Origin of the sequence: Pseudomonas frederiksbergensis, assembly GCF_000802155.2 — a bacterium.
In the GTDB taxonomy this organism is placed as follows: Bacteria; Pseudomonadota; Gammaproteobacteria; order Pseudomonadales; family Pseudomonadaceae; genus Aquipseudomonas; species Aquipseudomonas frederiksbergensis_A.
This window is the reverse complement of sequence record NZ_JQGJ02000002.1, coordinates 439,475-451,801: the sequence shown is the minus strand read 5'-3', so window position 1 is coordinate 451,801 and position 12,327 is coordinate 439,475. Positions and strand designations below refer to the sequence as shown.

Genomic DNA, 12,327 nt, shown 5'->3' with positions numbered 1-12,327 from the left:
TGGTTCTTATCCGTTACGGTAACTTCAGCTGAGGAGGGAAGCGGTCCTGGAGCGTGCCAGGCCTCCGTGAGCGGACTGTCCAGGCGGGACTTGCAACGATCCTGTGAGGTTTCGCAGATTGTTGGAAGGACTGTTTGAACGCACTAAACGACTGAAAATAAAAATAAAAGGTAGTGTGTATGAAAGAGAAGACCAAACAGGGTCGGCGGGTGCTGACTCAAGGTGCGCTGACACTGTTGATGGTTGGCGGCGCACAGGTTTCGATGGCGGCCTCGTTCGACATGTCGAACCCGGACTACCGTGTGCGTTGGGACAATACGGTCCGTTACAACCTCGGGATGCGCACCGACAGTCAAGACAGCCACATCATGAACACGCCGAACTACGACGAGTCGGACGGCAAGTTCGATAAAGGCGATATCGTGACAAATCGCCTCGATCTGTTGAGTGAGTTCGACCTTTCCTACCTCAACGAATGGGGAGGGCGACTCAGTGCCGCCGCCTGGTTTGACCAGGCTTATCACGACGACTCGGTGACCAGTAACATTCCCGGCTACGCGACCAGCTATCACAACAATAAGTACAGCGATGAAGTGGATCGCTACATGAACGGACCGTCGGGCGAGATCCTCGATGCGTTCGTCTGGCGCAACTTCAACATCGGCGACACGCCAGTCAACGTGAAAGTCGGTCGCCATACCAACTATTGGGGCGAGGGCCTGCTCTTCGGCGCCCACTCCGTGTCTTACTCGCAAGCCCCGAGCGATGGCGTGAAGGCGTCAACCAGCCCAGGTATCGAAACCAAGGAAGTGTTCCTGCCCGTCGGACAAGTGTCGGCCAAAGCGCAGGTCACCGACCGACTCTCCCTTGCCGCTCAGTACTTCTATGAATGGGAACCGACCCGGATTCCATTCGGCGGCACCTATTTCGGTGGCGCCGACCCTCTGTTCGAAGGTCCGGACCAATTGCCGGTGGCTGCCAATGGGGCAACGTTGCAGCGTCAGGATTCGCGCTTCGGGCGTGACGGCAAGAACTGGGGCGTGATGGGTAAGCTCAACGTCGAAGAAATCGAATCGACCTTTGGCGCCTACTATCGTCAGTTCGATGACTACCAGCCTTGGCTGGCACCGCAGGTCAAAGCGGCATCGGGCTCCTATCGGGTGGTCTACCCACGCGGCGTGAAACTCGCTGGTGTCAGTTTTGCCCGGGTCTTCAACACCGTGGCGGTAGGGACCGAGTTGTCCTATCGCATGGGCGGCGCGTTGAATGCCACCGGTGTCAGTGCCCTGGATGATGAAGGCCCTCGCGGCGATACGATCCACTTCATCGCCAACGCTGTCTACGGCGTACCGCGTAACTTCATTTCGGACAACGCCACGCTGGTCGGTGAGTTCGCCTACAGTCATTTGCAACGGGTGACCGAACACGAAGAACTGTACAAGGGCGTCGGTACGGCGGCCTGTACCAATGCCAGGACTCCCGGCATTCCTGATTCGGGCAGCGAAGCCGATGGCTGTTCGTCGAAGAACTACTACGCCGTCGCCGTCAACTATACGCCACAGTACATTTCCATCTTTCCGTCCTGGGATCTGGATGTTCCATTGACCGTCAACTACGGTCTGCATGGCAACGCACCGACTGCCGGTGGTGGGAACGAGGGAGCGCTGTCCTATTCGATCGGGCTGAAGGCAACTTACGCGCAACTCTATGAGTTCGGGTTGCGCTATGCCGACACCCGGGCTCAACCCAAGCACCTGGCGAACGGGACCGTGGCGGGTAACGGGCCCGTGGGCGGCACCGACCGCGGCTGGCTGGCGTTTACCTTCAAGACCTCCTTCTGACAAATACAACAAGAATCGGAGAATGTGTTCATGAAACGACAACTTGCCCTATCCATTGCCCTGATGAGCATGGCGACCTACACCCTGGCGGCAGGCGGTGACGCCTCGGAACTGGGCAAAAGCCTTACCCCGTTCGGGGCGATCAAGGCAGGTAACGCCGAAGGTACGATTCCTGCCTATGATGGCGGCTTGACCAAAGCACCGGCCGGCTTCGTAGCGGATAGCGGGTTCTGGGTCGACCCGTTCAAGGACGAGAAACCACTGTTTCGCATTGATGCCAAAAACGTTGACCAGTACGGGGACAAGCTCAGTGAAGGGCAAAAGGCCCTGATCAAGAAATACCCGACCTACTACATCGACGTTTACCCAAGCCACCGTACGGCGGCCTATCCTCAGGCGGTACTTGACGCCACCGTGCGCAACGCCACCAGCTGTCAGATCCAAAAGGACGGGTTGGCAGTCGATCCGGCCTGCCGTGGCGGCTTGCCGTTCCCGATTCCGAAAACCGGCAACGAAGTGATGTGGAACCAGCAGGTGCGTTACAAGATCGGCACCGGCTACTCGACCACGTCTTCTTCCAATAGCTGGGTAGTCGATGCGAACGGCTCGATTACCAAGACCGCTGAACAGGCGACCTTCGAGGAAACCCCTTATTACCAGGTGACTCAGCAGGATCGCGACCCATTGATGTATGCCCGGGTGTTCTCGCGCAATGACTATCCGGCGCGACGTTCTGGTGAAGTGGTGGTACTGACCGACTTCCTCGATCCGTTGGCCAAGGCGCGTCGTTCGTTCAGTTATTCCCCAGGCCAGCGCCGGGTAAAACTGGCGCCGGAATTCGCCTTCGACACGCCGGTCGCCAGCCAGGGCGGTGTGACGCTGTTCGACGAGCTGCAAATGTTCTCCGGCAGCCAGGACCGGTTCGACTACAAACTGGTCGGCCGCAAGGAGATGTACATCCCTTACAACGCCTACAAGTTCTATTTCGGCGTTGGCAAGCAGGAAGATCAGTTCATGCCGCACCACGCCAATCCGGCGAACGAGCGTTGGGAACTGCATCGGGTCTGGGTCGTCGAGGCGACGTTGAAGCCGGGCATGCGTCACGTCTACAGCAAGCGCACCTACTATCTGGATGAAGATACCTTCGGCGTAGGCCTGTATGACGCCTGGGACAAGAGCGGCGCCTTGTATCGCTCGATCTTCCTCAGCGGTGTCCAGCTCTACGACAAGAACATCCCCTACAACGTGAAGAACGTCGTTTATGACTTCAACAAAGGCATGTATGCGTTGCTCAACGATGGTTTGAAGGGCGGCTACAAATTCGTCGACAAACCACTTTCCGAGCGTGACATGAACCCTGAAGCCATTGTGGCCCGGGTGACTCAGCGCTGACGTGATCTCGCCTGTTCTGCGTGCCGGTTTGCGCATCAAGCCTGGCAGGCAGAGCGGGTGGGTTCGCCACGTGGGATGGTTAAGGAATAAAAATAATGACTGGCCCTTGCCCTGCTTCTTTTTTCCGCTCCACGACGCGCCTGCTGCTGGCTGTCGCGCTGATCGTCGGTGCGAGTCCGTGGGTGACGACGCCTGCCTATAGCGCGGTCGCGTCCTCCGCCGACTCGCTGGACGTGCCGGCGCAGCGGGTGGATGAACGTCTGCCCGCACCCTTGCTGTCGGTCGCCAGGGCTGGCAACGCGATGATCGGCGTCGGTCTGCACGGGCTGATCCAGCGTTCCACCGATGACGGCCGGACCTGGCGGCAGGTCGACAGCCCGGTTTCCAGCGATCTGGTGCAAGTACGCTTTCGCGATGAGCGCAATGGCTGGGTCGTCGGTCACGATGCCTTGGTCATGCGCACCACCGATGGCGGCGACAGCTGGCAGGTGCAACTTGACGGGCGCCGCCTGTTGACGTTGCTCAACGCCTACTACGGCCCGCGGGCCGAAAAAGGCGATGAAGCCGCAGCCCTGGTGCTCAGGGAGGTTGCCATGGCCGCCAGCACTTCGGCGACGCCGGACGTGTTGGCCGCACCGTTTCTGGATGTGATGTTCAATGAACACGGCAGCGGGTTTGTCGTGGGGGCCTTCGGCATGTTGTTGCACAGCGCTGATAACGGCCAGAGCTGGGAACCATGGATCGAGCGCAGCGACAACGATCGACGCATGCACCTGTATGGCCTGGCGCAGCACGCTGGCGCTTTTTATATCGCGGGTGAACAGGGCCTGTTGTTGCGCCTGGACGGTCAGCAACAGCGTTTCGTGAAAATCGATACGCCCTATACCGGTACCTACTTTGGCGTTCGTGCCTTCGATCATCTACTGCTGGCTTACGGACTGCGCGGCAATCTGTTGGCCAGCCGTGATGACGGCCAGCAGTGGCAGCCCGTGGAGACCCGGCTCAATAGCAGCCTGGTCAGTATCGTCGAGCAGGGCAACGCCTTGATCGTCGTAAGCCAGGGGGGGCAATTGGTCAGTGTCGATCGGCAGAGTTTGCAGGTCAGCCCGTTGACCGATGCGCGGGTAGGCGAGGTGTATGCAGCCACCGCCACCAAACAGGCTGGGAGCCTGGTCGTCACGCGCTTCAGCGGCGCGAAGGTCATCGATATCGCCCCGGCCAACTAACGCCGCCGGCACGATTCCCCTACGAGAAAGAAAAAATGGTCGAGCAAAAATTCAACAGCGGGATGCCAGTGATTGCCAACCTGGAGGACTTTGACAAGCACTCCGGTGGCTGGTTTGAACGGGTCATTTTCCGTCATCGCATGGTCGTCATCGTTGCCTGCTTGCTCGCCACGGTCGTGCTGGGCTTCTTTGCTACCCAGCTGCAGGTGAATGCCAGCTTCGAGAAAATGATTCCCAGCTCCAGCCCGTACATCAAGAATTACCTGGCCTATAAAAACCAGTTACCAGGCCTGGGCAACAGCATTCGCGTGGTGGTGGAAAACAAGACCGGTGACATCTACGACGCTGACTACTTGCTGGCCCTGCAGAAGGTCAACGACACCCTGTACCTGATTCCGGGTATCGACCGTTCCTGGATGAAGTCGCTGTGGATGCCCATCGTTCGCTGGAAAGAAGTGACGGAGGAGGGCATCGATGGCGGTGCGGTGATGCCAGCCGATTACGACGGCAGCGACAAGTCGATAAAGGCGCTGCGCCGCAACATCATGCGCGCCGGCATTATCGGCAACCTGGTGGCCAACGACGGCCGGTCGAGCATGATTGTCGCGCCACTGCTCGATACTCATCCGCAGACCGGGAAACCCCTGGACTACGGTGATTTTTCCAAGCAACTGGAAGCACAGATTCGCTCGCTGGAAAGCGACAAGGTGGGCATTCACATTGTCGGTTTCAGCAAGCTGGTCGGTGACCTGATCGACGGCCTGTATTCGGTGATGCTGTTCTTTGGCACCTCGGTGGTGATCGCCGGCCTGTTCGTCTACTGCTATACCCGCTGCCTGCGCAGCACCCTGTTGCTGGTGAGCGTGGCGGTGGCCGGTGTGGTGTGGCTGTTGGGTTTGATGCAGATCCTCGGCTACGAGCTGGATCCGTATTCGATTCTGGTGCCGTTCCTGATTTTTGCCATCGGCATTTCCCATGGCACGCAGAAGATGAACGGCATCCTCCAGGATATTGGCCGGGGCACTCATAAGTATGTGGCCGCGCGATACACCTTCCGCCGTTTGTTCCTCACCGGCCTTACCGCGCTACTGACCAATATCGTCGGTTTTGCCGTGCTGGTGATCATTGATATCCCGGTGATCCGCGACCTGGCCCTGACCACCAGCATCGGTGTGGCGGTGTTGATTTTCACCAAGCTGCTGCTGATTCCGGTGGCGCTGTCATACCTGGGTGTGAGTGAAAAAGCCGCGCGTATCGCCATCGCCAAAGACCAGGCCGATGAAGCCAGCCGAGGTTTGCTTGGGCATATCTGGCGTGGTCTCGACCGCTTCACCGAACGGCCGGCGGCCACGGCAGTCATTGCCTTGTCGCTGTTGGTGACCCTGCTGGGCAGCGTGGTGATGATGCATCTCAAGGTGGGCGACCTGGACCCCGGTGCACCCGAGTTGCGCGCGGACTCACGCTATAACCGTGACAACGCCTACATCACCAGCCATTACGGACTTTCCAGTGACCAGTTCGTGGTCATCATGAAGACCAACGAAGACAGCTGCCGTCTGTACCAGTCGCTGCAAAGCATGGACAAACTGGCCTGGCGCCTGCGCCAGACGCCGGGCGTGCAAACCACCCAATCGCTGGCCGAAACCGTGCGGATGATCAGCTCCGGCATGGCCGAAGGCAGCCCGAAATGGTTGAGCATCAGCCGTGACCAGGCGATCACCAACTCGGCGGTGGACGCGGCGATGATTTCCGCCCCCGGCATCACCAACCAGCAATGCTCGGTGACGCCATTGATTGCCTACCTGGCAGACCACAAGGCCGATACCCTGAGCCGGGTATTGAAGGTCTCCGAGGCGTTCGCCAAGGAAAACAACACCGCCGCCGGCGCCGAGCAGCCGGTGGAATTCCTGCTGGCCGCGGGTAACGCCGGCATCGAGGCCGCCACCAACATCGAGGTTGAGAAGGGCATCATCACGATGTACCTGGCTGTGTATGGCGCCACGGCCTTGCTCTGCCTGCTGACGTTCCGCAGTTGGCGTGCAACGCTGGTGGCGCTGATTCCGCTGCTGATGACCACGATCATCTGCAAGGCGCTAATGGTCTGGTTGGGCATCGGCCTGAAAGTGGCCACCTTGCCGGTCATCGCCGTGGGTGTCGGGGTCGGTGTCGATTACGCGTTGTACCTGCTGAGCGTGCAACTGGCGGTGCAGGCGCGAGGTGGCAGCCTGGCTGTCGCTTATCGCCGCTCGCTGGATTTCACTGGCCGTGTCGTCGCCCTGGTGGGCCTGACCATGGCCGCGGGGGTGATTACCTGGGCCTGGTCGCCGATCAAGTTCCAGGCGGACATGGGCATTCTGCTGACCTTCATGTTCCTGTGGAACATGCTCGGTGCGCTGGTGTTGATCCCGGCCCTGTCACATTTCCTGCTCAACCCCAAGGGCAACTCCAAGGCCGGAGTGACGCTTGACCTTGAAGACGCCCGCGCGCAGCAGGAACCGCGTAAGGCCGCGACCAGTGCACCAACACACTCATTGACTGAGCTCGCCTTACCCCGGCGTGCCCGCTGACTAATGGCCGGGCCCAGGCCCTGGCTGGCAATTGCAAGGAGATAAAGATGTTCGAGTTATTGATGAGTGCCGACATGATGGTTCCAGACCCGGACGGCATGACGCAAATGTTGGTCGACAAGCTCGGGATCTACAAACACGAGCGCTGGCGCCAGGCGTTCGATAATCACCCGTACATCGCGCATTTTCTGCGGGTACACAAATCCCTGGCGGTGTCGCCGACGCGCATCGAACCGCAGTGGCACCTGGATCGGCCGAACCCCGGTGACCCGCTGTTTCATGATTTCCTGGAAAGCCTCAAGGATTTCCAGGGCCACCACCGGCCCATGCTTACCCACTCCATCGTGCTGGCGCTGCATGGGGACAAGTTCGACGCGCTGGTGGACAAACTGATGCGTCGTCGCTTGCCATTCCGCATGGCGCAGCGCACCCCGGAAATGCCGTTCGATCGCCTATGGCTGGGGGCGACCCCCGAGCAACCGTATTACCAACCCTCCGTGGACGGCGGCTTGTGCATTGAAATCATGCCGACCGAGCCTTTGCAGATGCCGCCGGAAACCTACCAGCTGCCACCGATGCAACCGCGCGATCTCAAGCCCGGCGACATGGTGCGCGTCACCGCCCGTGGCTTCCTGGTACGCGACCTCGATGAAACCCTGCGCAAGGTATCGACCAACCTCGACTGGGAGCCGAGCGGCCCGGTAGAGACCATCGGTAGTGAAGGTTACCGCCGTGCGCGGATGGGCTTCACAGTGCCCAACAGCGCCACCCTCGATGTGCTCGAGGCTACCTACTGGAACACCGACGCCGGCCACTACGTCAATAATTGGGGCCCGGGTCCGTACTACATCCGCATCGGTGTCAACGACCTGGCCGCCAAAGCCGAGGACTTGCGAGCGCGCGGCACTCGGTTCCAGTGGATCGAATCCTCGGCGGCCGTGGGTGGCCGTGCGTTGATCAAGGTCGATCCGCAGGAACTCGATGGCCAAGTCTTCGAGTTCGAGGAGTGCTCTGCATGAGCCCGGCGCAGAACCAGCCGTCTTGCGTGCTGATCAACGATGCCGTGCGCCTGGAGCGGGAGGCCATGGTGGGCTGGGTGGTACTGACCCGGCCCCGGCAGATCAACGCCATCAACGACGACATTCGCCAGGGCGTGCCGCAAGCATTGGCGTTGTTGCAACAAGACCCGGAAATTCGTGTGATCGTGATTCGCGGGGAAGGCGAGCGAGGCTTTTGTGCGGGCGCCGATATCAAGGAACGTCGCGGTCCGGAGTCGAGCCTGCAAGTGCGCCAGCGCATGGAAAAGGTGCGCTGGATCGAAGCGCTGGATGGCATCGGCAAACCCGTGATTGCCGCCATCCATGGCTACTGCATGGGCGGTGGGCTGGAGCTGGTATTGGCGTGTGACATCCGTTTCGCCGCGCCCGATGCCGTGTTCGCCCTGCCGGAAACCGGCCTGGGCCTGATTCCCGGTGGCGGCGGCACGCAACGACTTTCCCGTGTGGTGGCGCCGGGTCAGGCATTGGACATGTTGCTTACCGGTGACCGGGTGGGTGCCGAACACGCGCAGCGCATTGGCCTGGTCAGCCGCCTGGCCAGTGACAACGCCAGCCTGCTGGACGAAGTACGGGCCTTTGCTCAGCGCATCGCCAGCAAACCACCCACCGCGTCGGCCTTTGTCAAACAGGCGGCCCGGGCGGCGCTGGACATGGATCTCAAGCGCGGCCTGGACTTGGAGCTCGATCTGTTCGCCTTGCTGGCCCCGACCAAGGATGCCCGCGAAGCGGCCCAGGCGTTCAGCGAGCGGCGCGAACCGCGCTTTACCGGCGAGTAAAGCGTCACCCAAAAAACAATAAGGAACAGGACATGAGCACAGGAAAACTGGCAGGGCGAGTGGCCATTATTACCGGTTCCGGTGGCGGCCTGGGCGCTGAGTGCGCCCGGGTACTGGCGTCGCATGGTGCAAGTATCGCAGTGGTCGATATCAACTTCGAGGGCGCGACGGCCGTTGCCGAGTCGCTGCTGGCTGCGGGTCATCAAGCCTTGGCGATCGCTACGGACGTGTCCTCGGAAGACGACGTGCGGGCGATGGTCGCCCAGGTGAAACAGCGTTTTGGCCGTGTCGACATCCTGCACAACAACGCGGCGATCCTGAATGCCGAGCAACGTCAGTTGGACCGTGACTTCGTCAACCTCGATATGCAGGCCTGGGATCGCGCCATCGCCGTCAACTTGCGGGGCGCGGTGCTGTGCACCAAGCATGTGATCCCGGTCATGCTGGAGAACGGCAAGGGCTCGATTATCTTTGCCACTTCAGGCCTGGGCATGCAGGGCGATATGTCCCTGACCGGCTACGCCACCTCCAAGGCGGGGCTGATGATGCTGCCGCGCATGGTGGCTTCGCAGTACGGCAAGCAAGGTATTCGTGGTAACGCCGTGCAGATCGGCCTGGCGCCTTCGGAGCACGCCATGCCTGAACCGGTGCTCGACATTCTGCGCGACAACCACTGCACCGCCGAGCTGGGCACACCCCGGCAGATCGCCGATGTCGTGGCATTCCTGGCCAGTGATGAATCCGCCTTTGTCACCGGCACCACACTGGTCGCCGACGGTGGTTTCAGCAGCCACACGCCATCCCTGGTGGCGATGCGCGCGCTCTTTGCGCAGATGGGCCGCACCGGCATGTAACGCTTGCCTCGGCGCCCTCTACGCAGTGCGCCGAGGCTGATCTTCGCCGCTACAGCCGCCGTGCTTGTATTTCGACATTGGAAGCCTGTAATGAACCAGAACCAAATTGAGAGAAACACTGATTTCGATGTAATCGTGGTCGGTGGGGGTACCAACGGCCTGTCAGCGGGCTGTTACTTGGGCATGGAAGGCAAAAAAGTGTTGGTCCTTGAGGCGTTGGACAAGGTTGGCGGGATGGCCTCGTCTGGCTACCTGATACCCGAAGCGCCGCAGCATCTGGTACACCCCTGTGCCTTGGACATGATGTCGATGCGTGTGCATTCCCATGTGCCGCTGGAATTGGGACTGGAGCGCCACGGCTTCAAATCGGTGGAGCTCGCGCCGGGGTATGTCTACCTCCACCCGGATGGGCAGTCGCTGATTTTCTGGCGTGACCGTGAGAAAACCGCTGCCGAGATACGCCGCTTCAGCAGCAAGGACGCCGAGGCGTTTCTTCAGTTCATGAAGGTCATCGACATGTTCCTCGATATCGCGCTGCCGATGATGCGGGTCGACCCGGCGAAAACCAACCTGGGCGTGAAGCTGAAAATGCTCGGCACCGCGCTTAAGCACAAAGCCTTGAAACCCGAGCTGATGGCGCTGATGACGGGCTCTGCGTTGCAGGCGGCCCGTGAGCGCTTCGAGCATCCGGTGACCCTTTCTGCGATGTGCGCACTCACCGGCCTGGCGGGCGATATCAGCGCCGATGGCGGTGGCATCTATTACGCCTTGCTCGGTTTCCTCCATCGTTTTGGCGTGGGCCGGGTGATGGGGGGTATGCAGCAGTTGAGCAATGCCATGCAGGCTCGATTGGAAGAGTTGGGCGGCCAGGTGCTGGTATCGGCCAGCGTCAGTGAAATCGTCGCCAGGCAAGGTCAGGTCAAAGGCGTGAAGCTGGCCGACGGTCGCGAGTTCACGGCCCGTGCAGTCATTGCCGGTTGTCATCCCAAGCCAGCGCTGGACATGGTCACCCGCGGCGAGATCCCGCAACACCTGCTGACCCGCATCGCCATGGCGCCGGCCAACGGCAAGGGCTCGGGACCGCTCAAAGTGGATGTCGCCTTGCGTGGGCAGATTTCCCTGCCACGTTTCGCTGCCGCGCGCGGCGACGGTGTGGATCTGCGCAAGACCGTGATGTTGATCGGCACCGAAGAGGCCGTGCTGGAAAACTTCGCCGCCTGCGCCCGTGGCGAGGTCCCCAAATTGCCCTATATCACCGTGGCCGCACCAAGCGCCGCGGATCCCTCCCAGGCGCCAGCCGGCCAGGATGTGTTGTACATCTACCCGCCCGTGATGCCGGTGAACCCCAACGAAGGCTGGGACGCGTTGCGTGAGCGAGTGGCCGACCAGGTGCAGGAACAGTTGTACGACTATATCGAGGGTATCGAAGGGCAAGTGATTGGCCGACGCATCGAGGCCGCCCCGGACTTTACCGAACGCCTGAACACCGTGAATGGCTGCGTGGTGCATATCGACACCACCTCGATGCGCTCGAGTACCATGCGCCCGGCATACGGCTTGGGAGGCGATACCTTGCTGGTGGCGGGATTGTATTTGGGCAGTGCCGGCATTCACCCGGGCGGCGGAGTCAATGGCATGGCCGGCCGGCTGGCGGCCAGGCGGGTGAGCAAGTACCTGAGTAAAAAAGGCAACTGAACCGTCGACAGATAAACCTGTGGGAGCGAGCCTGCTCGCGAAGGTGGTGTGTCAGGCGGCGATGATGGTGCAAGTGCTTGCCCCTTCGCGAGCAGGCTCGCTCCCACAAAGAGATCATGTTCAGGTAACGCGGGTAAACCTGTGGGAGCGAGCCTGCTCGCGAAAACGCGCCGACAGCCTTAAACGCTGTCGGCGTTCTTTTCTGCCCCCAGTGAAATACTCGCCAGGACAAAGTCCGCCGAGTACTGACGCCAGATGGCCATGCCTTGGGCCGAGTCGGTGTCCAACCCGGCGAGTGCCGACATCGAATAGCGGTTGGTGAACCAGCCAGTGGTCACCAAAGATGCACTGGCCAGCAAAAGGCGCGGGTTGATACCCCCACGGAAATCACCATTGGCAGCGCCGCGCAGCAGAATCGCGTCGAGTTTGGCGATCAGTTTCGGCGCCATTTCCAGGAAATGGTTACGGGGTGTTTCGTGGGTATCGTGGTAGCGGATGCCCTCCAGCGCCAGGCTGCCAAGGAAGGGGTCCAGGCGGTACTGATCGAAGAAATGGTTGAGCACGACGCGCATCGCTTCCGGTGGTGGAAGCGCTTCGACATTGAGGTTGACCAGCTCGGACATGATGTTGTCCGAAGACTCATCCAGTACCGCTACAAACAGCCCTTCCTTGGACTTGTAGTAGTGGTAGACCAACTGCTTGGTGACGCCCGCATCCCGGGCAATTTCTTCCACTCGCGCACCGGCCAGGCCCTTTTTGGCGAACTCCATGCGCGCAGCAGCGAGCAGGCGATTCATCGTATTGCGCTTGCCCTGTTCGCCACCTTCTCCTGCCTTCACCGCCACCTCGTACTCCTCATGCCTGCATGGGGCAGGCTATTGATACTTTGAAGCATTTTCCCGTGGGCCTTCGTTTGAC

General features: G+C 60.5%; 9 protein-coding genes. 8 read left to right on the top strand and 1 reads right to left on the bottom strand.

Annotated elements, in window-relative coordinates; genetic code table 11:
- The first annotated feature begins 179 nt into the window (after positions 1 to 179).
- The 8 genes from JZ00_RS05110 to JZ00_RS05075 all read left to right on the top strand — a co-directional run bounded on the left by JZ00_RS05110 (position 180) and on the right by JZ00_RS05075 (position 11,409).
- Positions 180 to 1,841, top strand: a complete 1,662-nt coding sequence (locus JZ00_RS05110; RefSeq protein WP_014338791.1) for a DUF1302 domain-containing protein — start codon at positions 180 to 182, stop codon at positions 1,839 to 1,841.
- 30 nt (positions 1,842 to 1,871) lie between these two features.
- Entirely contained in the window at positions 1,872 to 3,233 is a 1,362-nt protein-coding gene (locus tag JZ00_RS05105; protein WP_039588653.1) for a DUF1329 domain-containing protein, read from the top strand.
- A gap of 95 nt (positions 3,234 to 3,328) precedes the next feature.
- Positions 3,329 to 4,459 carry a YCF48-related protein gene (locus JZ00_RS05100; RefSeq protein ID WP_014338793.1) on the top strand — a complete coding sequence of 377 codons (1,131 nt, stop codon included), beginning with the start codon at positions 3,329 to 3,331 and terminating at the stop codon, positions 4,457 to 4,459.
- Between the two features lie 35 nt (positions 4,460 to 4,494).
- Entirely contained in the window at positions 4,495 to 7,026 is a 2,532-nt protein-coding gene (locus JZ00_RS05095; RefSeq protein ID WP_039588652.1) for an efflux RND transporter permease subunit, read from the top strand.
- Positions 7,027 to 7,073: 47 nt separating this feature from the next.
- Positions 7,074 to 8,045 carry a VOC family protein gene (locus tag JZ00_RS05090; RefSeq protein WP_014338795.1) on the top strand — a complete coding sequence of 324 codons (972 nt, stop codon included), beginning with the start codon at positions 7,074 to 7,076 and terminating at the stop codon, positions 8,043 to 8,045.
- Positions 8,042 to 8,860 (top strand): enoyl-CoA hydratase/isomerase family protein, encoded by an 819-nt coding sequence (locus tag JZ00_RS05085; RefSeq protein ID WP_014338796.1) that lies wholly within the window; start codon positions 8,042 to 8,044, stop codon positions 8,858 to 8,860. The genes JZ00_RS05090 and JZ00_RS05085 overlap by 4 nt, the downstream gene beginning before the upstream one ends.
- Positions 8,861 to 8,892: 32 nt before the next feature.
- The gene (locus JZ00_RS05080) at positions 8,893 to 9,714 is read left to right on the top strand and encodes an SDR family NAD(P)-dependent oxidoreductase (RefSeq protein ID WP_014338797.1); all 822 of its coding nucleotides are present in this window, start codon (positions 8,893 to 8,895) and stop codon (positions 9,712 to 9,714) included.
- Positions 9,715 to 9,804: 90 nt separating this feature from the next.
- Positions 9,805 to 11,409 (top strand): phytoene desaturase family protein, encoded by a 1,605-nt coding sequence (locus JZ00_RS05075; RefSeq protein ID WP_039588651.1) that lies wholly within the window; start codon positions 9,805 to 9,807, stop codon positions 11,407 to 11,409.
- Between the two features lie 179 nt (positions 11,410 to 11,588).
- Here JZ00_RS05075 and JZ00_RS05070 read toward each other — a convergent pair whose 3' ends face one another.
- On the bottom strand, positions 11,589 to 12,254 hold the full coding sequence (locus tag JZ00_RS05070; protein WP_014338799.1) for a TetR/AcrR family transcriptional regulator: 666 nt from the start codon (positions 12,252 to 12,254) through the stop codon (positions 11,589 to 11,591).
- Positions 12,255 to 12,327: the final 73 nt, after the last annotated feature.